At 52.9% G+C, this 22,554-nt stretch carries 20 protein-coding genes; 10 read left to right on the top strand and 10 right to left on the bottom strand.

Annotated elements, in window-relative coordinates:
* Positions 1–6: 6 nt before the first annotated feature.
* Both BST81_RS07665 and BST81_RS07660 read right to left on the bottom strand, forming a co-directional pair.
* Positions 7–957 carry an SPFH domain-containing protein gene (locus BST81_RS07665; RefSeq protein ID WP_075597935.1) on the bottom strand — a complete coding sequence of 317 codons (951 nt, stop codon included), beginning with the start codon at positions 955–957 and terminating at the stop codon, positions 7–9.
* A gap of 34 nt (positions 958–991) precedes the next feature.
* Complete coding sequence (locus BST81_RS07660) at positions 992–1,423, bottom strand: NfeD family protein (protein ID WP_075597934.1); 432 nt, start codon at positions 1,421–1,423, stop codon at positions 992–994.
* A gap of 563 nt (positions 1,424–1,986) precedes the next feature.
* Here BST81_RS07660 and BST81_RS07650 point away from each other — a divergent pair.
* The 5 genes from BST81_RS07650 to BST81_RS07630 are packed head-to-tail and all read left to right on the top strand — an operon-like array spanning position 1,987 to position 8,676.
* Positions 1,987–2,640 carry a TVP38/TMEM64 family protein gene (locus BST81_RS07650; RefSeq protein ID WP_075597932.1) on the top strand — a complete coding sequence of 218 codons (654 nt, stop codon included), beginning with the start codon at positions 1,987–1,989 and terminating at the stop codon, positions 2,638–2,640.
* Positions 2,641–2,652: 12 nt separating this feature from the next.
* Complete coding sequence (locus BST81_RS07645; RefSeq protein WP_075597931.1) at positions 2,653–4,041, top strand: phospholipid carrier-dependent glycosyltransferase; 1,389 nt, start codon at positions 2,653–2,655, stop codon at positions 4,039–4,041.
* Positions 4,042–4,086: 45 nt separating this feature from the next.
* On the top strand, positions 4,087–6,456 hold the full coding sequence (locus BST81_RS07640) for a response regulator (protein WP_075597930.1): 2,370 nt from the start codon (positions 4,087–4,089) through the stop codon (positions 6,454–6,456).
* Positions 6,453–8,309 (top strand): ATP-binding protein, encoded by a 1,857-nt coding sequence (locus BST81_RS07635; RefSeq protein WP_075597929.1) that lies wholly within the window; start codon positions 6,453–6,455, stop codon positions 8,307–8,309. Before BST81_RS07640 ends, BST81_RS07635 begins: the two co-directional genes overlap by 4 nt.
* Positions 8,299–8,676, top strand: a complete 378-nt coding sequence (locus tag BST81_RS07630; protein ID WP_075597928.1) for a response regulator — start codon at positions 8,299–8,301, stop codon at positions 8,674–8,676. The genes BST81_RS07635 and BST81_RS07630 overlap by 11 nt, the downstream gene beginning before the upstream one ends.
* Positions 8,677–8,681: 5 nt before the next feature.
* Here the strand turns inward: BST81_RS07630 and BST81_RS07625 are convergent, their stop codons facing one another.
* Positions 8,682–10,166 (bottom strand): DUF4335 domain-containing protein, encoded by a 1,485-nt coding sequence (locus BST81_RS07625; RefSeq protein ID WP_075597927.1) that lies wholly within the window; start codon positions 10,164–10,166, stop codon positions 8,682–8,684.
* Between the two features lie 8 nt (positions 10,167–10,174).
* Entirely contained in the window at positions 10,175–10,795 is a 621-nt protein-coding gene (locus BST81_RS07620) for a DUF3038 domain-containing protein (RefSeq protein ID WP_075598011.1), read from the bottom strand.
* A 121-nt stretch (positions 10,796–10,916) separates the two neighbouring features.
* Here BST81_RS07620 and BST81_RS07615 point away from each other — a divergent pair, with 121 nt between their 5' ends.
* On the top strand, positions 10,917–11,396 hold the full coding sequence (locus tag BST81_RS07615; protein WP_075597926.1) for a TerB family tellurite resistance protein: 480 nt from the start codon (positions 10,917–10,919) through the stop codon (positions 11,394–11,396).
* A 12-nt stretch (positions 11,397–11,408) separates the two neighbouring features.
* Here BST81_RS07615 and BST81_RS07610 read toward each other — a convergent pair whose 3' ends face one another.
* A complete protein-coding gene (locus BST81_RS07610; RefSeq protein ID WP_075597925.1) occupies positions 11,409–13,466 on the bottom strand; it encodes a hypothetical protein in 2,058 nt (685 codons plus the stop codon).
* A 269-nt stretch (positions 13,467–13,735) separates the two neighbouring features.
* On the opposite strand from BST81_RS07610, the gene BST81_RS07605 reads away from it, so the two are divergent.
* Positions 13,736–14,740 carry a glycosyltransferase family 2 protein gene (locus BST81_RS07605; RefSeq protein ID WP_253188143.1) on the top strand — a complete coding sequence of 335 codons (1,005 nt, stop codon included), beginning with the start codon at positions 13,736–13,738 and terminating at the stop codon, positions 14,738–14,740.
* Here BST81_RS07605 and BST81_RS07600 read toward each other — a convergent pair.
* Both BST81_RS07600 and BST81_RS07595 read right to left on the bottom strand, forming a co-directional pair.
* Positions 14,730–15,662: a hypothetical protein gene (locus BST81_RS07600; RefSeq protein ID WP_075597924.1), complete on the bottom strand. Its 933-nt coding sequence runs from the start codon at positions 15,660–15,662 to the stop codon at positions 14,730–14,732. The genes BST81_RS07605 and BST81_RS07600 overlap by 11 nt on opposite strands.
* Positions 15,663–15,857: 195 nt before the next feature.
* Positions 15,858–16,595, bottom strand: a complete 738-nt coding sequence (locus BST81_RS07595) for a histidine phosphatase family protein (protein WP_075597923.1) — start codon at positions 16,593–16,595, stop codon at positions 15,858–15,860.
* 106 nt (positions 16,596–16,701) lie between these two features.
* Between BST81_RS07595 and BST81_RS07590 the strand changes: the two genes are divergently transcribed.
* Positions 16,702–17,034 (top strand): NAD(P)H-quinone oxidoreductase subunit M, encoded by a 333-nt coding sequence (locus tag BST81_RS07590; protein ID WP_075597922.1) that lies wholly within the window; start codon positions 16,702–16,704, stop codon positions 17,032–17,034.
* A gap of 9 nt (positions 17,035–17,043) precedes the next feature.
* Here BST81_RS07590 and BST81_RS07585 read toward each other — a convergent pair whose 3' ends face one another.
* From BST81_RS07585 to pgl, 3 genes are read right to left on the bottom strand one after another with little or no spacing between them, the layout of a single operon-like run.
* Positions 17,044–18,489 (bottom strand): FHA domain-containing serine/threonine-protein kinase, encoded by a 1,446-nt coding sequence (locus BST81_RS07585; protein WP_075597921.1) that lies wholly within the window; start codon positions 18,487–18,489, stop codon positions 17,044–17,046.
* A 2-nt stretch (positions 18,490–18,491) separates the two neighbouring features.
* Positions 18,492–19,328, bottom strand: coding sequence for an FHA domain-containing protein (locus tag BST81_RS07580; protein WP_363079580.1), 837 nt, complete (start codon positions 19,326–19,328; stop codon positions 18,492–18,494).
* Between the two features lie 55 nt (positions 19,329–19,383).
* A complete protein-coding gene (gene pgl / locus BST81_RS07575; protein ID WP_253188142.1) occupies positions 19,384–20,160 on the bottom strand; it encodes a 6-phosphogluconolactonase in 777 nt (258 codons plus the stop codon).
* Between the two features lie 529 nt (positions 20,161–20,689).
* On the opposite strand from pgl, the gene BST81_RS07570 reads away from it, so the two are divergent.
* Complete coding sequence (locus tag BST81_RS07570) at positions 20,690–21,502, top strand: HpsJ family protein (protein ID WP_075597920.1); 813 nt, start codon at positions 20,690–20,692, stop codon at positions 21,500–21,502.
* Positions 21,503–21,662: 160 nt separating this feature from the next.
* On the top strand, positions 21,663–22,550 hold the full coding sequence (locus BST81_RS07565) for a glycosyltransferase family 2 protein (protein ID WP_075597919.1): 888 nt from the start codon (positions 21,663–21,665) through the stop codon (positions 22,548–22,550).
* Positions 22,551–22,554 lie beyond the last annotated feature (4 nt).

The following is a 22,554-nucleotide window of genomic DNA, read 5'->3' as shown; positions in this document are numbered from 1 at the left end:
GACCGATCAGGTGTTGGGATTGGAAACGATCGACTTCATGCCTTCCAGAGCAGCCGGAATGCTACGCGGGTCCATAAACATAACCTTGCTACTGTCGCTACTGCCAATCTTCAGGCCCATGTCCATATAGCGCTGGGCCAGCAGAAATTGCAGCACCTCACGGGCAGTGGGGTCGTTTTCCACGGTCTTGGCAATAATTTGGATCGCCTCCGCCGTAGCCTGAGCCTTCAGCACCTCCTGTTGCCGCTCTGCCTGGGCCTTCAGGACAAGACTCTTCTGCTGAGCTTCCGCTTCCAGAATCACGGCTTTCTGACGGGCCTCGGCATCCAGGACCTGGGCATCAGCCTTTCCTCTGGCACTGTTGACGGCTGATTCCCGATCGCCCTCCGAGGTCAGAATGGCTGCCCGCTTGCGCCGTTCTGCTGACATTTGCAGCTCCATCGCGTCCTGGACAGCCTTCGCGGGTACAATATCCCGCAGCTCGACCCGGACCACTTTGACGCCCCAGGCATCTGTGATTTCATCCAATTCTCTCAGGAGGGTTTCATTAATTTGACTTCGGGCGGTAAAAGTCTCATCTAATTCCAGTTTGCCGACTTCAGCCCGAATCTGGGTCAGAACCGTATTAATCATTGCCGACTGCAGATTTTGAACTTTGTAATAGGCCATCTCGATATTCACAATCCGCCAGTAGACCACCGCATCCACGGTAATCGAAACGTTGTCCCTAGTAATACAGGGCTGGGGCGGCACATCTAAAACTTTTTCCCGGATCGTCTCTTGAAAAACAATCTTGTCCATAAAGGGGGTAACAAAGTTCATGCCATGGGTCAGCTTTTTGTTGTAACTGCCCAATCGCTCTACCAGAGCTTCATTCCCCTGGTTCACAATCTTCACAGAGCCTGCGACAGTGGCGCTACCCAGTCCTAGCAAAACCAACAAAAAAAATCCTTCCATTTGAGTAATCTCCTAATATAAGTCAGCAAGACAGTTAAGAATGGAGTAGGGCTTCCGGCATCACCAACAAGGTATTTCCCCGACGACCCACTACGAGCACCTTTTGATTCGGCCCGATCGCCAGACGCTCATCTTCACAACGAGCCTGCCACGAGTTGCCTTCATAGATGACGCGGCCCACATCCCCGGCAGGAATTTCTGTCAGCGTTCTGGCTTCAACGGCATCCAGGTTGCGGGAAATTTTGCGATCGGGAATAAAGCGGCGGCTGACCCAGATTAAGACAATAGACAGTCCGATAAATAAGAGCACCTGCAAACCAAATTGAGGCAGCACCAGGGACACAAGGGCCGTCAGGAGAGCACTGATCCCCATCACAAAGGCGACAAAAGCCGTTGGCAGGAATAACTCTGCTGTACAAAGCACAATGCCTGCTATCAGCCACAGCAGGGTTAGACTGAGGGGCATTTCATTCGCTCCACTATAGACACAACATTCTGTGTGATTCGGGTTACATCCCTTGAAGCCAGAAGAACGGCAAAGTTAAACAAGAAAGAAAACCAATAATCCGTTCAGGATTTTTCAGGGACAAGACCTTCAGGCAAAATGCTGACCACCTCTCCTAAGGAATGAGAATTAAATAACACCGATAAACTCCTGATTGCCCTCACCCCCCTGCCCCCTCTCCCGGCGGGAGAGGGGGAGGGGGCAGGGGGTTGGGGGTGAGGGCTGAAAATTTCGGAGTTATTAAATCCACGATCCTAAGGATCTGTCAGAGATCAATCCTGTCCATCAAGAAATACCCTCGCATCGCCACTAATCTAGCCCAAGATGCAGGTATCCTTTTGTTCTATCAACTTAATTTCATGGTGTTCGCAAATCTCTGTGAGGCCATTGCCAGGAAACCCTGAATAGCCTACAAAACTCATCCATCAATTTCCGTCAGTGGGTGAGCTGCATGATCCCAAGGGGGGATGGGGACGAGGACAGACCCCTAGACTTATCCTCGATTGAATTGAGCCGACCTACTTATGACCATCAGACAACTATTAATACTGGGAGTTTTAGGGATTGCTGGCCTGCTGCTGGGGATTCTCTTCTTGACCCATCCTGTTCAATTCCATCAGATTGAAACCCTGGTCGAACAGGCCGGTATCTGGGGACGGGTTGTTTTCTTGCTGGCCTATGCTGGAGCAACCTTGTTGATTCTGCCAGCAACCGCATTTAATCTGGCTGGAGGAGCGATTTATGGCTGGTGGGAAGGGTTGATTCTGACCTCCGCTGGCGGATGTCTCTCTGCCATTTTGGCCTTTGAACTCTCCCGTCGCCTGGGACAGGAACTCGTTCAGCGCTATCTTTCCCAATCCTGGCATGAGCTGGGCGAACAGTTGCAATCAGGCGGTATACCCTACACTTTTGCCGCCCGTCTTTTTCCGGTCATCCCCTATGGCGTGGTCAGCTTCGTGGGGGGGCTCAGCTCAATTCGTCGCCAAGATTATTGGCTGGGAACCCTCCTGGGAACCCCCTTCGGAGTTGCCCCCTTTGTCCTGTTGGGGAGTTCTGGAGTACAGGTGGTGACGGCCCATCAGGTCATCCCGTTAATGGGGGCGATCGCCTTGCTGGCCCTGGCGATCGGGGGCGGCACTTGGTTTCAACAACGGTACATGAGCACACCAGAGCCATAGAGGAAAATGGGGATGACAAGTCAAACTGCACTGGAACCCAGTCAGCCTGCTTTGCAGGAAGAGCGCGATCGGCGAGTCCTTTATAGTGCCCTGGGGATTTTTGCTATCGCTCTTCTATTCCGGTTCTGGTTGCTGGGTTATGTAACATTCCCCGTTTTTGATGAAGTGTATTTCCCCACCTATGCAGAAGAGTACCTGCAGGGTAAGGCTCCCTGGGAGGGCCACCCTCCACTGGCCAAATATTTTATCCTGCTGGCCATTCTGCTCCTGGGCAAGAACGTTATTGGCTATCGGATTGCCAGTGCCATCACAGGGGCGATCATCCCCGTCCTGGTCATGGGCCTGGCCTATCGATTAACAGGTCGTCTGCGGGTGGCTGTCCTGGCAGGATTTTTTACCCTGGCTGATGGTCTGTTCCTGGTCGAATCTCGTCTCGGTCTGATCAATGTTTTCCTGGTGGCTTGTGGCCTGGTTGCCCAAATTTTACTCCTGGTTGGCTTAGAACGGCAGGGCCAGACCCGCACCCTGATTCTCTGCCTCTCCGGCCTGATGCTAGGAGCCAGCGCTTCAGTGAAATGGAATGGGTTAGGGTTCTTCCTGATGACCGCCCTGCTGGCGGGTCTGGTCTGGATCATCGCCCTGCTGCGTCCCGAGTCTTTACCACGCTTGGGGTTGCTGGCCAGATTCACGGAACTGCGCTGGTGGCAATATCTGCTCTGTTTTGGTGTGATGCCGATCGGCTTCTATGGACTGGTCTGGGTGCCTCATATTCTGGAGAGTCCTGATTATTTCGCCCCCCAATCGGTAGCTGAAGTGCTGCCCCAATTCTGGAAGACCCTGGTGAATGCACAAATCCACATGATCTGGTGGCATAATTCCACCGAGGTCATCCCCAAAGCTGGGGCAGAACCGGTTCATCCCTATTGTTCGGCAGTCTTGTCCTGGCCAGTTCTGGCCCGAGGAATTACCTACTACTTTCAACTGCAAGGGGAGCAATACCAGGTGATCAATGCCCTGGGTAACCCCATTCTGTGGTGGCTCTCTACTCTGGCGATCGGGGCACTCTCGATTGCGGGTCTACGGCAAATCCAACCAGCAACAGCCTTTGTTCTGATTGGCTATGCGGCCAACTATCTACCCTGGCTGATCGTCAAACGCTGTCTGTTTCTCTATCACTACATGAGTGCTGCTGTCTTCAGCTTTATTGCCCTAGCTCTGGTCAGTGACTGGTTGTTGAGATATCCCCGCTGGCGGTATCTCGCCCTAACCGGAATCGGTGCGATCGGACTGTGCTATTTATACTTTCTTCCTATCTGGCTGGGATTACCCATTTCCTCAGCCCAGTTCTATCAACGAATGTGGACTCAATGGCTGCACATACCAGGATTTGATTGGATTTAATAGAGTTAACTACAATAAAAAGTTGTCAGCCTGAGGAAATCCACCATGCGGATTCTACTGGTGGAAGATGACCAGAATATCGCGGGAGTGCTTACAGACGCCTTGACTGAGCAGCGGTATGCTGTTGATGTGGCCAGAGATGGCCAGGAAGGTCTGGATTTAGCAGAATCTGTCAACTATGACCTAATCCTGATGGATGTGGGGCTACCCAAGCTGGATGGCCTGAGTCTCTGTCGCAAGTTGCGGGCTAAAAACTACCATATGCCTATCCTGCTCCTCACAGCCAGAGACACCAGCAACGACAAAATTATGGGCCTCGATGCCGGGGCCGATGATTATGTGGTCAAGCCTTTTAACATTGCCGAACTAGCCGCCCGAATTCGAGCCCTGCTGCGGCGGGGAGAAGTCCCCTCATCGCCTATTCTGCAATGGGGAGACCTCTGTCTCGACCCCACTACTTGCCAGGTGACCTATGGGTCCCAATCTCTACCCTTGAGCCCGAAAGAATATTCTTTGCTGGAGTTGTTCCTGCGCAACAATCGTCGGGTGTTCAGCCGCAGTGCCATTCTGGATCATCTCTGGTCTTTTGACGACTCACCCGGAGAAGACACCGTTAAAGCCCACATCAAAGGGTTACGTCAGAAACTGCGGGCCGTAGGTGCCGCAGACCTGATTGAAACGGTTTACGGGCTGGGATATCGGTTACGAGAACTCGATTCCCTCCAAAAACCAGCCCCCACTGTCGAAAAAGCCCCTGGAAGCCCCAAGGATGAGGCCACCCAGACGACCCGGCAGGCCAAAACTCAGGTTGCTGTCACTCAAGCCTGGCTGGTCTTCAAGCCCAGCCTATTAGAGCGGGTCACCGTTCTGGAACAGGCGATCGAAAAATTGCACCAGGGCCAACTTACGGATGAACTGCGGTACCAAGCCGCCCGAGAAGCCCATAAGCTGGCTGGCTCCGCTGGTATGTTTGGTTTCCATGGGGCCACCAAACTGGCTCGATCCCTGGAAGAAATCCTGGAAGCCGAGTCATCTCCTGGACCCGATCAGGCCACGAAACTGGGGCAACAGATCGCCACCCTGCGCCACCAGTTGGATAGTCCACCCGGAGAGTCGGAGATCGACCCGTCTGCCTGGGCCCAACCCACCACCTCCAAACAGGCCAATCTGCTGGTCGTCACCACCGATCGCCAACTGATACAAAACTTGACCCAAATTCCGGCAGCGGATTTCCGGATCACGGCAGCTTCGAGCGTTTCTGTAGCCAGGGATCTGATCCGAGGGGAACGCCCCGACTTGGCCCTGGTGGATCTGACTCAAACCGAGATGGGTGAGGCCGCCCTCCCCTTTGTGGGTGAATTGACCGCCTGTGCCCCACCTGTCCCTACACTCACCCTGACAATCGAAACCATGCCGGTCGATCGGGTTGAAATCGCTCGTCTGGGAGGACGCCCCCTGCTCAGCCACGCCCTCGACTTGAATTTAACCCTGGATCTCCTCCGACAAGTCCACCAGAAAACTCGGTCCAGCGCGACTCGGATTCTGGTGGTGGATGATGACCCCATTATCCTGACCACACTCCAGCAACTGCTGGAACCCTGGGGATTTCAGGTCGCCACCCTGGCCGATCCCCTGCAATTCGATGCCATTCTGGAGGCCGTGAATCCAGAATTGGTAGTCCTGGATGTGGAAATGCCTCAGCGCGATGGCATTGAGCTCTGTCAGACCATTCGGAACCATGCTCAGTTGAACTGGCTCCCGATTCTGTTTTTAACTGCCCGCAATGATGCCGAAACCATTCGGCGGGTCTTTGCGGCTGGAGCCGATGACTTTATCAGTAAGCCGATCACCGGTCCAGAACTGTTAACACGGATGCACAATCGGCTGGAGCGAACCCGCCTGATCCGCAATCTGGCCGAAATCGATCCCCTGACTGGCGCTGCCAACCAGCAAAAATCCATGCAGGAATTGCAGCGCTTTTGCATCTGGTCCGATCGCTACCACCATCCCTGGACGTTGGCAGTGCTGGATTTGGACCACTTTAACCAGCTTAACGATCAACATACCCACGCGGTGGGCGATCGGGTCTTGCACTGGTTAGGTAAACTGCTGAAACAAACTTTCCGCAGTGAGGACATTATTGCCCGCTGGGGCGGGGCCGCTTTTGTGATTGGAATGTATGGGATGAGCGCCCCAGAAGGGATGGAACGGCTGAATGAGGTCCTGAGGTTGCTGAAACGACAAGCTTTTTCTGGTCCTAAGACTCCTTTTCAGGTGACGTTCAGTGCTGGCATTAGCGAATATCCCAACCACGGTCAAGAGATCCCGGATCTCTATCGATCGGCCATGGCAGCCCTGACCCGAGCTAAGGCAGATGGTGGAGAGCGCATTTATCCTGTCGGGGAACCCATATGACCCCAGAGCCTGTTCAAAGCCAATGGAAGCAGTGGCTACCCATGTTGATTGGCACCGGGGGTGTCATGGCGGTTTTATTGCTCTGGTACACTTTTCTGGTTCAGAAGGCAATGAGTCAGGCGCTCGTGGCGGGGATTTTCCTGGGAATGGGCCTGGTGGTTGTTTGCTTGGTCGTTCTGGTGCTCCTGCTGCTGTTGGCAACCCAACAACAGGCTGCTGCCCATCGGGCCTTACTCAATGCGATGCCCGATTTGATGATCCGGATGAGCCGTAGCGGTGGTTATCTGGATTTTATCCCTGGCAAAGACTTCACTGTGGCCTGGCCAGAAACAGAGGTCGGTAAGAATATCTACCAGGTGATGCCCACCAAACTGGCCAATCAGCGCCTGCACTTTATCGAACAAGCCCTCAAAACAGGTAAGAGTCAGGTTTACGAGTACCAGGTTCAGATTAATGGCCGGGTTTACTACCAGGAAGGTCGCGTGGTCGTCAGCGGGCAAGATGAAGTTCTGGTGATTGTGCGCGACATCACCGATCGCAAGCAGATTGAAGTCGCTTTTGAACGGCTCAGCCATCAAAACGAACTGATTCTCAACTCTGCCGGGGAAGGGATTTGTGGTGTTGATCTGCAGGGCCGGATTACCTTTATGAATCCGGCAGCCAGCCGAATGTTGGGTTATCAGATGGGAGAGTTGCTGTTCCAACCCCTGCACGGCACGATTTATTACAATAAACCGGATGGTACACCCTATCCCCTGGAGGAATCCCCTATTTACACCTCTCTCCGGGAAGGAAATATCCAGCACCGCAGTAATGAAGTGTTCTGGCGGCAGGATGGTTCCTGTTTCCCGGTGGAATATATCAGTACGCCCATTCGAGAACGCCACTATATTAATCCAGTCGGCGAAGTCGGGGACGCCTCCTCCCTCTCCCCCCTGGTACAAACCTCCGAATCAGAGGCATTCCAGGATGAAATTGTGGGCACCGTCGTTATCTTTCGAGATATCACCGAGCGGCAATCCATCGATCGGATGAAAGACGAATTTATCTCAGTGGTCAGTCACGAACTGCGGACTCCCCTGACCTCGATTCGAGGAGCCCTGGGGTTGATCGCAACCGGCAAGCTAGGCACCCTGGCAGAGCGAGGACAACATCTGCTGGAGATTGCTGTTGCCAATGCCGATCGCCTGGTTCGCCTGGTCAACGATATTTTGGACCTAGAGCGGATTGAATCTGGCCGAATCACGATGGAAAAGCGGTTCTGTGACGCCGCAGATTTAATGCAGCAGGCAGCAGCCACCATGCATCCCCTGGTCGATAAAGCTGGGATTACTTTGTCGGTCACACCCCTATCGGTTCCTCTATGGGCAGATAGCGATCGCATTATCCAGACCCTGACCAATCTCTTAAGCAATGCGATTAAATTCTCTCCGCCCCAAAGCACGATCTGGGTGAAGGCAACCATCATCAGTCAGCCCGAGACAGCCGATCGGGATAACCTGCTACTCTCTACCTCATCGGCCCATTTTTCCCCACCGACCTCCGCTGCTTACCACCTCCCTGCTGCTCCTCCCCGCTCCTCCCTGCTCTTTTCCATTCAGGATCAGGGACGGGGTATTCCGATCGATAAGATTGAAATGATTTTCGGTCGTTTCCAACAGGTAGATGCCTCTGATTCCCGGGAAAAAGGGGGGACTGGTCTAGGACTGGCAATTTGTCGTAGCATTATCCAGCAGCATGGTGGAAAAATTTGGGCCGAAAGTGTCCTAGGGAAAGGAAGTACATTCTACTTCACCCTACCCCTCTCCGGCCCCGATGAGGTGTTATCAGAGGCAGGCAGTTATGACTCTTAAGCGCATTCTGATCGTGGATGATGAGGCAGATATCCGGACTGTCGCCCAGGCCAGTCTGGAAATCATGGGAGACTGGGAGGTTATTACCGCAGCCTCTGGGCATGAAGGCATTGCTAAGGCTGAAACCGAGAAACCAGATCTGATTCTTCTGGATGTAATGATGCCAGATATTGACGGTCCTACGGCTTTTCTGCAATTACGTGCCAATCCCCAGACCCAAAATATCCCGGTCGTATTGTTAACCGCTAAAGTGCAGGCTGCCGATCAACGTCGGTTTGCTGACCTGGGTGTTACAGCCGTATTTGCCAAGCCCTTTGACCCAGTCACCCTATCCGATGACCTGATGGCCATCCTCGATCGGGGGTGAAGGACCTACTCTAAGAAAGCCTGAACCTTTCCATCTGGGCTCAGCACTAGGCGAATCACCAGGGTTTGCTTGTCCTGCCAGGGTGAGACCAGCACTTGCCCTACAGGGGGGATTTCCGCCTGATCAAAGTAGTCGATCGCCGCCTGATTCAGGGGCACAATTCGTTGCAGCTTGCCCGCCGGGCTCAGAATCAGACTGTATTCCAAAATTCGTGCTAGCCCTGCGGGGGGCTGCCAGCGTTGCTGAAAATACTGCCTCACCTCAGCCACCTGGGGCACGGTATCAAAAGCAGTCCGGTTTTCTTCCCTTGCCCGCCCCTGGCTAAAATTCCCTGCTTGAGCAGCAGGAGCGGCCCGTCGGGGAGAATTTCCCTGGCCCAGAACATCAGGGGTGGTGGTTGAGGCGATCGGGGCAGAGGCAGCCGGAGCCTGCTGAGCATTACTCAGTTCCGATCGACGGGCGAGGCGATCGACCGAGTCTCTGGCGGCTGGAGGCAATGCTGGCGGAGCCGCCGGACTGATCTGACCTGCCGAAGTCCCTCCCGTAGGCGGCACCGCTCCCTGACGCTCCTTGAGTTCAGGCTGGTTCAGAGGGGGTAAGGTCAGGGGGGGCAGGGCCGTGGAGGGCAAGGATGCAGGGACTGGCGCGATCGCTACCTGGGGCTGGCTAGCCACCGGGAAGGGGGACGTTGGCGGAAAAGCTGGGGCCAATTGGCTGGGTGTTTTGGCTCCAGGCGATGGTACGGGTGCAGGCGTTGCCCCTTGAGCCGTCTGCTTCACGGGGGAAGCAGGAACTGCAGAACCCGAGGGAAACGGAGAGGACAGAGGCCGATCCAACTCAGAGGCAATTTCCTGGGGCTGATCCAACTTCGCCGCCTCGGGGGCAGAGGAAGTCTGCAGCGGCGGTCTGGAAGAAGTCATCAAGCGGAGCGTCGTTGCTGTTAGCCCAACCGTGACCAGTGCCACCGCCGCCATTTGCCACTGGCCCAGCCAGGCCACCCCTCGACGCTGCTGGCCTAACTGGGGAATCGCCTTCACTTCTAGCCCATAGAGATCCAGAACCGTTGTCAAATCAGACAGTTGAATCGCACTCAAAGCAATGGAAGCTGGAGATTCCGCCGCTGCCAGGGAACCAGGAATTAATTCATGGGAAAGCAGCCCCCTGGGCTGCAGGGAGATAGACCCTGTGCTTGAAGCCTGGAAAGCTGGAGGGATGACTTCCAGGTCAGTCTCTGGCTTCAGACTATGGCCCAACAGGGTCTGGACATAGGCTTCCACCTGATCCACCAGCATTTCCAGCTCGGTACGATCGCCCTGCAAAATCACCTGCTGCTGGTTAGGGCAGTCTGGATCAACCAACCAGAGACGAAACTGCAACTGCTTCAAGGCTGACTGCCCTAACCAGCGAGACAGGGGAGATTCTTCCCCTGCAATCTCCAGGACGCAGGTGGGAGCGGTAAACCGTCGTTGGGTAGAAGGAGCACTTCTCATCGATCACGTTATCCTTGACCTGCCGGAGGGACGGTAACAGGGGTAGAGCGGTCTAACAACGCTAGCCAGAGGCGGCGGGAACCACCCGGGCTGCTATAAAACAGCAGATCAATCAACAGTCTCAGGGCCAGGTGCGTCAGGTGCTCAGCACGGAGATCCTCACCCCCTTCCATCCGCTCCTGATAGGTATTGCTGAACCCATCCAGGTAATCGCCCAACAGGGATGCCTGATGGGGTGGGCGGTTTTGTGCAGTGAGCTGTTCCAGGAGAGATACAGCTTGACGAATCACAGCCGCATGCTGGCGGGCCAGATGACAACTGATCAACACCAGGGCTCTAGCCTCTTCCACATCCAGCTTTTTCCGACCGCCCTGGCCCTTGCGAAGCGGGCTGGACTGGCGAAGTCGCCAGAGGGTGACCCGATCGCTCAACACGGACTCCAATTGCAGTGTTTCTGCAGCCTGCAGCATCGCTTCAGACCCAATCCCAACCAATGCCTCCAGAGAGAGGAGAATCAGATCCAGTTGGGCTTTAATATTTTCCAGTTGGGCTGGAGGAGGTTCGGGTTGAACACCAACGGTCATGTCTCTCCACTCAGGGGTTGGGGGAGTAGACTTGACTTTAGCCATAGCAGGTACACTTTCCAGGATGGCAGAGCGCAGCAAATGGAAGGAATCAGTTGCAAAACTTGAAACAGGACGAAGAAACCTTTAAATTAGTTTCGCCTATTCCCATCAATTCTTCCCCATTATGACACCGCCTATCCCCCCCCATATTTCTCCCCGCGAGATGACGATTCTGCGAACAGTCTGCGCTATGGCCTGGTCTGATGGAGAACTCTCTCCAGAGGAAGCAGATTTGATGGTGGAGCAGTTCTCGATGCTGTTCGCCGAAGACAGCGAGCAGCGCCAGGCCCTACAGTCAGAATTACAGGAATACATGGCTCAGAATATTCCCCTGGAAGAATTGATTCCAAAGTTGCCCCACACCGACGATCGGGAACTGGTTCTGAAACTGGGCTATATGGTGATCAAGGCCAGCCGCCGTTCTGAAACGGAAGATCTGATTAATGCAGAGGAGCAGGCCGCCTATCGCCGCCTGGTGGATTTACTGGCCCTGCCAGAGGATCTCGTGCAACAGGTGGAATGGGCTGCTGAGGAGAGCTTGAAGGAACATGAATCTTTGATTCATGCCCTCAAGCAAGGGCTGGCTCACTTTTTTGGCCGCTAATTGTAATCTGCCTCACTGGGGTGGGCTGCCAGCAGGTACGCCTGCTTTCCGCTGTTTCCAGGTGGTAATATCCTGCTGCGCCGCACTATAGACATCGGCCTGGGCGGGAATCTTCTGGGCGATCGCGATCGCCTGATCCAGCAGGTTATACATGGCCTGCGTCTCGGCCAGAGCCAATAATTGGCGGCTCCACTGATTAACCAGCGTATCAGCCTGCGATCTCAGATCGCTACCAGCCGGAATCCGATTCACCACCTGAATCGCTGATCCCAAAGCCTCTGGTGTCTGAGATGTGGCTAACCGATAGGCTTCCTGCAGGTTCTGACGAGCTTCAATAAAGCCTTTCCAGCCTCGAATCTTAGCCTGGGCATCCCGATAGAGTGCCCTTCCAGACTGAATCGCTTCAGCCGCATCGATGGCTGCCCGGTAATCTCCAGCCTGCGCCAGTTGCTCGGCCTGATCCAGGTACGGCTGATCCTGGATCGTCTGGATCTGATCTGTCCACTCCTGGATTTTGCCCTGAGCTTCTCCATAGAGTGCCCGTCCAGAGCGGATTTTCTGCGCCTGATCGATCGCCGCCTGCAGGGAGGCAATATCCTCACCAGCAGCCAGTTGTTGTGCCGCATCCAGATAGGGACGATCCTGGATGGTTTCGATTTGGCGGTACCAGCGACTGATTTCCCGCTGCGCCTCTTCGCGCATGGGATTCGAACGGGGAATGGTTTCCGCTTCAGAGATCGCGGCCAACAATTCGTTCACCGTTCCCCCTTTAGCCACTTCCCTGGCCCGCTCCAGATAGCTCACCCCTTCAATCTCCAGTTGCCAGCGGGCCACCAGATCCTGAGCTTTACCATAGAGCGGACGACCTGGAGCCAATTGCTGAGCTTGGGCGATGGCAGCCTCTAAATCTGCAATCTGCCCAGAACGAGCCCTCAACGCAGCCTGCCCCAAACTGATAAAGTCTTGAACTTCCCGCTTCAGTCCCACCCCTGCTGGCATCCGGCGGGCTACAGCAATTGCTGTTTGCAGATCGCCCCCAGTCAGGGTAGCCTCCGCCTGATCCATGAATTGACGGCCAAACTTAGTGACTAACCTACGGGCCTCTTGATACAAATAGCTGTTCGGACGGACGCCATTGACCACTTGCAACGCCTTCAACAAATTATCCAGATTCCCGGTTTCTGCCAGCTCACGGGCTTCGAATAACTTATTACTCTCGGAACGGGTCTGTCGTAAGCTGTCTAAAAATTGCTGGTAGCGGGTCGTTTCCCAATAGGTATTCCCCACCGCTTGCAGACGAACGGCCTGCCAGAAAGCCTGATGCCAGTTCAATTTTCGCAACTCAGCTTCAGCCTGACGGTAAATCTCCTCAGCCTGAGACCAGATTTTACGCCAGCGCAGCACCCGATCGTTCACCAACCGATAGGCACTGGTATTCGTCGGAATTTTACGCGCATGGGCGATCGCCTCATCCAGTTTCCCTGATTGAAAATCCTGCTCACTCAGGTCCAGCAACTCCTTCGCCCATTGCTCAATATAGCGATTGATCGCAGGACGCATGGGGTGGTCCAGAGGCAGGGCATTGACCAGTTCGATTGCTTGCAGGAGATCGGTGGAGGTGCGCCGTTCAGCCATGCCTTGGGCACAGGAGAGGCGCATAGAAGCCGATGCCAGGGGCCAGTAAATCGCTGGGCAGTTGGGCAACATGGGCAGACGGAAGAGAAAATTGGCCGCAACCAGACCCGCTCCACCAAAGCTGAGGATGCCGATCGTGGTCCAGAGATGCCAGCTCACTAACCAGGAGGGCAGTCTGCGAGTCTTACGACGGGAAGGATTTCGGGCTGGGATGCTTTCTCGCAACGGAGGTTGACCGGATGGCGTTGAAGCTGGCCGCATGACGGAGTGTGTCTGTAACAGGTCTGGGTATTTTTCTTCCAGTGCCATACCTTGGCCCCCCGGGACTGACTCAGATGCAGCCGGAAAGCGATCCGGGATCAACCCAGAAGGCGGAACTGGATAACTGTTTTTTTTGGGTGGTCGCAGGTTATTTTTGCGAAGGTTCCTGGTCATAGATACTTTTCCTATGACAATAGTACTGTCTCTGATTGCCTATCTCTGGTCACCTATGGTTCCTGGCGAGAAACGTAGTGCAATCTTACTCCGTTTCTTTTAAAAAACAACCCTTTCGCAAGACTGGTCAGACCTTGACTGCTCTCCCAGCTAAATTGGGTCAGCATGTTAAGCTGAAGAAGAATTCCCTGGCCATTCCGATGACTGAACTATCTCCTGATCAGGAAGTCATCCCTATAGCGATGCCCTAACAGATGGGGGACAAGGGGGTGTCTACCCCACCTCATTCCCATGACAGTTGCTATAAGCCATCCCGCATGCCGCCACCCACGTTTACTATTGTCATCACAACCTTCAATCGATGGGGATTCCTGAATCGAGCCATTGATTCTGCCCTGAACCAATCCCTCCCCTGTGAAGTCATTGTGATCGATGACGCCTCTACAGATGAGACAGCCCAACGGATGGGCCATCTAGTCAGCAGTCTGCAAGACCAGGGAGATGCCCGGTTAAAATATGTGCGCAACGAGTCTAACTGCGGACACTCCCAGTCCGTTAATGTCGGGGTGGCTGAGGCTACAGGAACCTGGATCAAATTCTTAGACGATGATGATTATCTGGCCCCTAACTGTATTGAAGTCATGTTGCAGGCGATCGCCCTGCATCCCACAGCCGTTATTTGTTCTGGCCAGGCAATTCAGGTTAACAGTGGCGGCCATCTGTTAGGTTGCACCCCCTCGATCGGGCCTGTGCCAGTGTTTCATATTCCTCAAGTTAATATTCACCGTGGCATGCTGCTAGAGCAAGTCGCCTTTGGGACCCCCGTTCAGGTTGCGGTTTCCCGAGAGGCGTTTCTGAAATCAGGTGGATGGGACATCCATCTCACCGTTTGTGACGATATTGACTCCTGGGTGAGAATTGCTCAATTTGGGGATGCCATCTTTATCAATCAAGGTTTGGCTTACCGAACAGTTTGGGAAGGTGGGTCGAATCGAAAAAATTCGATTCAGGAACGGCTAAACACGAACCTGAAAATCAAACAGAAAATCTACGCTCATATCCGTCCTGAGCATCAGGCGCAACTTCCCAGCATCAAAGACATTCAAAACTACTTGAACTTACACTGGGGTTTTGTTGCCCTGAAGGACAGACAACTTTTTACCGGATTGAAACTGCTCCTGCCCTCGGTTCCTTTCCTCATGGCCTGGAAGCTCCTGTTGCAAGCGCGGACTAAACAGCATCAGTTACCAGCCCCTATGCAGGTTATTCACTAATTGTGGCCTGTTTTTTCTCAGCTTCCTGCAAAGCTGATTCACTATTTTGGCGATAGAACTGTCGGCGCGATTGAGCCGTTTTGTAGCGATCGTCTTTAGGAGAAACCTGGCCCATCAGGTCAGATGCTCTTTGCCATTTGGCTGCCAGTTGCAACCATTCTACTGAAGTTTGGGCCTGCTTACCCTCTTGGGACGCTTGCTCTGCCAGTCGCACAGCCTCAACAAAAGGATCATCTTTGCGAGCAGGCACCACAGACTTGATCTGGGATACCGGTTTTGCCACAGCCGGATGGGAAGTCCCCTCCGGAGACACGGGGGACTCGGCCGGAGAGGGGGCCGGGTTCAAGGCTGTATTGGGCTGGGTTTCACTGCCAGACCTCATTCCAGATAGGTGCCAAAGACCAAAAGCGGCAGCCAGAGCCAGAAAGCTCAAGCCAGCCCCCCCCAACATGCCTCGCCAAAACTGGCGCTGTTCCCGGAACGGTCGAGAGGGGAGGGGACGGGGCAGGGCAGATCTGGAATAGCCCGATCGCTGCGCCTTACGCTCTTGCAGAAAACGACTCAGGATGTTGGGCTTAGCCAAGGTAATTTCCTGAGACCACAAAAGCTGGCTCTCCGGATCCCGGTTAATTTCATCCAGCCAGAGCAATTGTTGTTCCCGAACAATACGACTGTTAATATTGACCCGATGCACATGCCGGGGTGAGATGGATTCCAGGATCTGCTTGACCCGATCAACGAGGAGCACCTGCTCGAGCTGATCGGTGGTGGCTGCTTCACAAAGAAGCTGCAGCACCCGGTCTGAGAATACGGCTCTTGTCCTGACACCCTGATCGGACAGTTGATCATTAAGAACCTGAATAATGGCTGCAACGCTACCCTGACGAGCCTGCCTGGCAATATCGTTGGCGGGATTAACCATATTGATCTCGGCGACTGGCTATTTGACAGCCATAATATTATGACTTTATTAACAAATGATGTGATCCTAATCCTATCAGTCTAGAGATGGGTTTGTCAGCCTTGCTACAAAAGCAGGGATTTCACAGTAGTTTTACCCCCCCTCTCTATGCCCATGGCCGTGGCTCAAAGACATCAAGTTTTGCCCCTGCGGGACTCAGGGTAACAGGTGCCGATAGTCATTGAAACGACGAATCTGCCAGAGATCCGTGTTCCACAGATTCTGATCCGTACAGTTCCAGCGGGTCAGATTAATCCAGAATTCAAACAGGGCTGTATTTTGAGCATGCATCCGCCAGGAGCGATCCGACCCTAACAGTTCTGAAATCAGATGTTGCAGAATCCAGCTATGGGTCACAATCCAGATCTGATCTGAATCCTGATGCTGCGTCAGCAGGGCCTGAATGAACTGCTTCGTTCGCCCCCGGGCTTCCTGCAGGGACTCAGCGCCCGGAATCGGAATCCAGTCGAGGGAGGTCTCCAGTGTCTGGCAGAGTTCTGGATACTGAGCCTGCGCTTCAGCCCAGGTCAATCCTGTCAAGATTCCGTTTTGGTGTTCTTTGAGCTCCTCTGCGTAATGGAGTTGCAGTTTATGCGGATGTTTTCCATCCAGCCCTACCCCTGACAATTCCGAACTGCTGTCAATCAGATCCCTGACAGCAGCGGGCAAGGGAACCGTTATAAAGTTGTTCAGTAAGATTTCTGTTGTTTGGACAGCCCGTTTCAGCGGACTGGTGTAAACATGGGAGGGCCACCAGAATTCTGCCATCAACCGTTGCGCTAATTTCTCGGCCTGTCGTCGCCCATCCTCCGACAATTCAAAGTCCCCATGGCCCTGCATTCGTCGTTGCTGATTGCCGATCGATTGAGCATGGCGAATGAACAGAAGTTTCATAGAGGATTTTTATGGGAGACTATGATGCATTCCAAACTCTAGTCTCTCTATTGGAATTCCGCCAAGCGTTTACAATAAATTCCAGGAAGTAAACAGGCAAAGTCTTATGATGCTGAAATCCACAACCCGCCATATTCATATCTTTACGGCTCAGATTGAAGAGGATAGTTTGGTGGAGAAGGATGATGTGCTCACCCTGGATGTCGATCCAGATAACGAGCTGGTTTGGAATGATACTGCTCTGCAACAGGTTTATCGTAAGTTTGACGAACTCATTACTGACTATGCTGGGGCGGATCTGACCGAGTACAACCTCCGCCGCATTGGTTCCGATCTGGAACATTTTGTCCGATCGCTCCTCCAGAAGGGCGACATCAGCTACAACCTGGACAGCCGAGTGCTCAATTACAGCATGGGCTTACCCCGGATCGAATCCTAAACCTTATAGCTAAGCCTGGATCCGCCGTAAAGCCTCAGCGACCTCGGTTGCCGAATAATACCGTTGCTCCGGATCCGGCTCTGTCAGGGTTTCAACAATCATCCGCATTTCCGGGGTCAAATTCGGAATCTCTTGCACCTGGAGCCGAAACTCCTGACCTGAATACTTGTAAAAGAGGCTGGGATCCTGACCAGTCAGCAGAAACACCAATGTCGGCCCTAGGGCATACAAATCAGACGCAGAGGTGGCATGTCCTCCCTGTTGTTCCGGTGCCGTATAGCCCGCTGAGCCAATGTGGGTTCCGGCCTCCAGGGCCAGAAATTTAACCGCACCAAAGTCCACCACGGCAATTTCTCGATCGCCTCTGGGAACTGCTCGCCGAATCAAGTTCTCAGGTTTAATATCCCGATGCAGAATCGGTGGTACCTGATTATGTAGATAAACCAGGATGTCGCAGACCTCCAAGATCCAGACGATCGCCTGCTTCTGAGAAACCGCCCCTTGGGTTTCTATGTACTGACACAAATTCTGACCATGGATCATTTCCATAACCAGATAAGGTTGCTTGCTAATTGAGAAAGAATCTAGCAGTCGCGGAATGCCAGGATGGGTCAGTTGCTGTAAGACTTTGATCTCCCGATCGAAGAGTTCCAGCGCTTTAGGATGGTTAATCCATTCTGGATTCAAGGTTTTCAGAACCACACTCTGGCCATCTCGCCAAGCCAGATAGGTAATCCCCATACCGCCCTGACCCAGAATTTCCAGCACCTGATAGGGACCAATCACCTGCTTCACTTGCAGGGGCTCACCCGTTTCAATGCTAAACCGTTGCCCTGGACTCAACCGTTGCCCTACCACAACAGAAGCAGGAGCAGGGATCACTGGCAACGGCACAGCCGACTCCTTTTCCTCAGCCTGAACCGTTAAAGAGCTGTCATTGGCTGGCTCCTCACTTTGCCGCTCTCCGGTATGGGTATCCTTAGCTGGCAAATGGGGATCAACCTGTAACACTTCCATGGGCAGGGACGACCGATCTTCTCTGGGCGTAGAAAGATTGTCGCTTGTCGCCATATTTTCTGGTAACTTCTTACCCCGCTGCTGCCCTAGCGTCACCTCCCCTACCAGAGAAACAGGAGGTTGCAACAGATTTTGACCCAAATTAATCTGAATATTAGGACCAGAGCGGGCTAATCGAATAATCATGCCGTCGGAAATTGGAGCCTGGGTAATTCGCTTACCATCCAGATAGGTTCCATTGGTTCCCAGGCTGACAACCTCCCAGGTAGAAGTTCCGCTGAGCCGAAGTTCTACATGATGGCGGGAAACTACTGCGCTGTAGAGCACCACATGATTGTCTGTCGCTCGCCCAATACGAATGACTGACTCCCGCTCAAAGGTCCAACTTTGAACCGGGACATCATGATGATTAGCATGTAGTAGAGTCAGCGTAATCACATTCAGGAAATTTGGAACAAGAAAGAAACCCGGTCACCTTTACCCAGGGAAATCCGATCTCCCGCTCTCAAACGATGACGGTTCCCAGATGGAAGAGGGATGTTATTAATATAAGTGCCATTAGAGCTGCCCGTATCTTCGATATAATAAGCGTCCCCCTCCACCCGAATATCAGCATGAATTCGGGAGACGATGTCAGAATCCGGAAAACCAGAAACATCCAGATCAGGAGGGATGCGATCGTTCGGCTTACCAATATGAATCACCGTAAGGCCAGGCGGTAATTCTATCAGGGTTTCCGTTCGAAGATGCAGAAGACGAGCTACTTGCTGCTGCAATTGGGTCTTAGACCCCTTCCCTGGAGAGACCACGGAAGCAGGGGTTCCGACAGAACCCTGCCCCTCAGGAGCATTCCCTCCGGCGAGGGAACCCGTTGAGAAAGAAGAAACGGGCTGAGGTACATTATGAGATCCTGAATCTGAGTTCACAGGCGTCAGTTCGGGCAAAGGTAGGGGTTCAGGCGCAACCAGCGGTTCAGGGGCAACCAAGTCAGGGATCTCAGCCTCTCCAGAAACAACCCCTAAGGAAGCAGGCTGAGCCCCACCCACCGATGATGAGCCGATTGTAATTTCTCCATCCCCTCTAACTGCTTTCAAATTGAATCCACACTGACCACAGAAATGAGCATCTGTCTGGATGGTTGCACCGCAATTCGGGCAGTTGGCTGTGGCGGGTAGAGGTGTATAGCAGGCCTCACAATGGGTTGCGCCATCAGGATTTTGGTGGTTGCAATTAGGGCAGACAATCATGGAGATTTTTCCTTCAATCGGAATCATCATAAGGGCGGGAGCCAGATCAAGCCTCAACCTCAGGACATCTTGAGCAAGGTCTCAATCAGGACGAAGCTGCTTTGAACTGTTGTCCAGCAGCTTCATCAAGTAACCACCAGAGCTCTCTCTGGGGTTGAATTAACCGCGCAGGGTAAGCCATCGGATCGGCCACAGGAGAAAAAATCTGTGCTAAAGCAGCTTGTTTACCAGCCCCAGCCACGATGAACATAACGCAGCGGGCCTGGTTAATCAATGGTACTGTAAAGGTAATTCGGGGTTGCCCATCCTTGTTACCCACTGTAACCAAACGCTCCTGAACCTGCAGAGCTTCAGTATGGGGAAATAATGAAGCTGTATGACCATCATCTCCCATCCCTAACAGGATCAGATCTATGGTGGGAATATTTTTATCATCACCAAAGAACAGCCGCAGCTCAGCTTCATGTTTCATTGCTGCGATCGCGGGGTCTGCCTCATCAGTCGGTATGGGGTGGATATTGGTAGCCGGGATTGGAACTCGATCCAACCAAGTCCGTCGAGCCATCGCCTGATTACTGTCCGGGTGATTGGGGGGAACATAGCGTTCATCCCCCCAAAAGACGTGGATTTTATCCCAGGGTAGGATCTGCTCAGCCATTGCCTCATAGAGCGGTTTAGGCGTACTCCCACCAGCCAGTGCGATCGTGCAGAGCCCCCTCTCCTCAATTGCCGTTTCTATTTTAGCCAGAGCCAGAGAGAAGGCTCTCTGAATCAAGTCAGTCTGATTGCTTAGGACCTCTATCGTTCTTTCCATCTCGGTAGGGATATCCTGAAAAACCACAATACCAACAATACCGTTCATTAAAACTTGGATGTTTGGCTAGCCCCCTGCCCCAGAAGCACCGTGCTAGAAAGCCCTGTCAAAAAGTCCTGTCAAAAAGTGGGGTCTCAACCCAATCAAGCAGCCAGAACTCCTGCAGCAGCCCAGCTTCTTAAATTAACTGATTGATATCGATAGGGGATGACGATTTCAGGTATAACGGTCGTGAGAGAATTAAGGCAATTGATGCCTTCCAGAATTAAGATCGAACAATCAGATCGTCGCTCAAACCTATTCGCCCGTTTCTGTTTGCCCATTTAGTTATAACAGTTTATACCTGAGTGTATTTAGGTATATTTACTGCGGTTCCGCCAAGTTTATGACGAGTTCTCCCTTTACTAACAGCAAGCACTTCAAGTGTTTGGCTAAGCGCAACGCTATTCTGCCGAAGAGCTAGGCTAGAGCGAAATCGGTAACCGCATATGGGATGGCGTTTAGTAGTATCCTGAGCTACGGAACAATCCCTGAAAATATTGTTGGCAAGACACCCTAGTAACCCTACTTTCGATCCATGAAAGCAACAGATATCCGCCAATTTGCGCCTCTCATTTCTCTGCTGCTGAAGCTCATCTGCAGCATTATGATTCTCTCTTTTATCGTAGATGTTCTGACTCTGGTTACGCCTTCGAGCGTACTCGAACGTCAATGGCAGTTGGGATTTGTTTCTCAACTCGTCGATCGGGGCGTGGTACCGCTGGTAGGTTTGTCTTTTCTATTAGTTGCTATTTGGATCGATGGGGCCACAGGAAGTATGTCTTCCAGACCTGGCCCCGGCAAACTCGTTGGTCTGGCTGCCTTTCTGTTTGCCAGCTTGATGGGCCTGGTTTTCCTGTTGATCATTCCCTTCCACATTAACAATGCCATGATTGAGCGGGATGATACGGTCAAACGGATTAACCAGGAAGCTTCAGCCGCTGAGAACCAGGTAGATGTTACGGTTCAGCAACAGCAGCTCCAAATTTCTAGCTTGCTGAATGATACTCAGCGTCTTGCAGAACTGGATAAAGTCATTAAAAGTGGTCAGGCTCAGGGAAGACAACTCACCCCTGACCAACTGACCCAGCTTCAGAAACAGCAGGAAGAATTGCTGCGTTATAAGCAAGATCCGACCACATTGGAGAAACAGGCGAAACAAGCCAAGGATCGAGGCTTAACCAAAGTTCGTGAGCGTAAACTCCAGTTGGAGAAGCAAGCTCAGACAGCCACATTAAAATCCAGCCTCCGGACCGGGATCAATAGTCTCTTACTGGCCATTGGATATATCGCAACTGGATGGATCGGACTCAAAGGGATGGATACTGGCGGAGGCAAACAGGCTCGTTAGACGATGAGCAATGCAGGAGATGGGGAAGTTTAGGATGGCCCTGTCTCCTGTTCTTTTAGGATTTGGTTTTTCAGGAGTTCTGGTTTTTCAGACCTAAGGAATGGATCCTCAAAAAAGCTCACTCCTGCAATCTCCTCCAGTTCTTTCAAGCAGTGCCGGTATGTTCTCAATTTATATCCTGACCTACAACGAAGAAATCGATATCGCTGCCTGTATCGAATCGGCCATGCTGTCAGATGATGTCATCGTGATTGACTCTCTCAGCAGCGATCGCACCGTCGAAATTGCTAAACGCTATCCGATTCGCGTGGTGCAACACGCCTTCGAAAGCCATGGTCGGCAACGGACTTGGATGCTGCAGGAAGTTCCCCCCAAACATGAGTGGGTGTATATCCTGGAAGCGGATGAACGGATCACCCCTGAACTCTTTCAAGAAGGGCTGCAAGCCATCCAGAGCAGCGAGTATGTGGGGTATTATGTAGCGGAACGGGTGATGTTCATGGGGCACTGGATTCGCTACAGTACTCAATATCCCCGCTATCAGATGCGTCTGTTCCGCCATGGTAAGGTCTGGTTCTCTGACTATGGCCACACAGAGCGGGAAGTCTGCGACGGCCCCACCTCTTTTCTGAAAGAAACCTACCCCCACTACACCTGCAGTAAGGGACTGAGCCGCTGGATTGACAAGCATAACCGCTACTCCAGCGATGAAGCGGTAGAAACCGTTCGCCAATTAGAACATGGTCAGATCAACTGGCAGGATCTCTTTCTGGGAAAGACCGAAGTGGATCGACGCAGGGCACTTAAAGATTTATCTCTGCGTTTACCCTTGAGACCGGTTGTGCGCTTCTTATACATGTATTTTGTATTGGGTGGCATCCTGGATGGGGGGCCGGGTTTTGCCTGGTGTACCTTGCAAACTTTCTACGAATATCTCATCCTACTCAAAGTCTGGGAATTGAAGCACATGCCCACACCCCAAATCCCAGAACCTGAGGCTTCCGAACCGACCTCCAATCCACCGCCTCCCGTCAGCTCGGTTTCCTAGGAGG

It is taken from the genome of Leptolyngbya sp. 'hensonii' (genome assembly GCF_001939115.1).
GTDB lineage: Bacteria > Cyanobacteriota > Cyanobacteriia.
This window is presented reverse-complemented; position numbering and strand designations above follow the sequence as displayed.